The organism is Microbacterium umsixpiens (assembly GCF_053543675.1).
In genome coordinates this window covers 3,189-4,374 of the sequence record NZ_JBLVOH010000226.1, presented here as the reverse complement: position 1 = coordinate 4,374, position 1,186 = coordinate 3,189, and the positions used below count along the sequence as shown (strand labels likewise).

The 1,186-nt window shown below is 70.4% G+C and carries 2 protein-coding genes; one reads left to right on the top strand and one right to left on the bottom strand.

All coding sequences use genetic code 11. From position 1 onward, the window contains the following. Positions 1-453: RCC1 domain-containing protein (locus tag ACNPM4_RS18890; protein ID WP_448986746.1), on the top strand; the 453-nt coding region annotated here is incomplete at its 5' end. Between the two features lie 18 nt (positions 454-471). Here ACNPM4_RS18890 and ACNPM4_RS18885 read toward each other — a convergent pair. Next, positions 472-1,186: SDR family NAD(P)-dependent oxidoreductase (locus ACNPM4_RS18885; protein WP_448986744.1), on the bottom strand; the 715-nt coding region annotated here is incomplete at its 5' end.

Sequence of the window (1,186 nt, the reverse complement as noted above, 5' to 3'; positions counted from 1 at the left end):
GGTCGGCTGTTCACGGCGGGAACGGCGGCATACGGCGGCAGCGGCACCTTCTATCTCACGCAGAAGACACTTCCGGCGGGGAAGACCGCCGCGAAGGTCGTGGTCGGCCAGTACCGGATGCTGGTGATCATGACCGACGGCACGGTCTACGCCCTCGGCGCGAACACCAGCAGTGCCCAGGGCACCGGCAGCTCGGCCGCGCCGGGCGCCACCCTCACCCCCGTCGCGATGCCGGCGGGCACCGTCGTCACCGACGTCGCGATGGGCAACGACTCGACGGTGTTCCTGCTCGAGTCGGGCGAGGTCTACTTCGCCGGGCTGAATGACACCGGCGGGGCGGGGGCCGGCACCACCGCCGGCACCTTCAGCACGCCCGTGCAGGTGCCCCTCGCCCACACGGCCACGAAGGTCATGGCGTCCTGGTACGACAGCTTCCTCGCTGTGCTCGGCTGAATACCGGGCGGCTGTCCCTCAGGGGACGATCGAGTCGATGTAGCCGCCGTCGACCCGCACCGCGGCGCCGGTCGTCGCCGAGGCGAATGGGGAGGCCAGATAGACGACCATGTTCGCGATCTCCTCGGGCTCGATGAGCCGCTGCAGCAGCGACTGCGGCCGGTGCAGGCGCATGAACTCGCGCTGCGCCTCGTCCCACGGGAGCTTCGGGTCGACGAGCTCGTACACGAAGTCCTCGACGCCGCCGGTGTGAGTCGGACCCGCGAGTACCGAGTTGACGGTCACCCCGGTGCCCGCCGCCTCCTTCGCGAATCCGCGGGACACCGCGAGGAGGGCCGTCTTGGACATGCCGTAGTGGATCATCTCGGCGGGGATCACCACGGCCGAGTCGCTGGCGATGTCGAGCACCCGGCCCCAGCCGCGCTCGGTCATGCCGGGGAGCGTGGCGCGGATGAGGCGCACGGCTGCCAGCACGTTCACGTCGAAGTAGCGGCGCCATTCGTCGTCGGTGATGTCGAGTGCGGGCGTCGCGCCGAAGATCCCCAGGTTGTTGACGAGGATGTCGACGTCGCCGGTCGCGGCCAGCACCGCATCCGCTCCGGTCTGATCGGTGACGTCTCCGGCGGCCGGGACGAGATCGCGTTCGGGGTTCTCGGCCTGCATCTCGGAGATGACGGAGGCGATCGTGTCGGGCCTGCGGCCGTTGATCGCCACGCCGGCGCCCGCGGCGGCC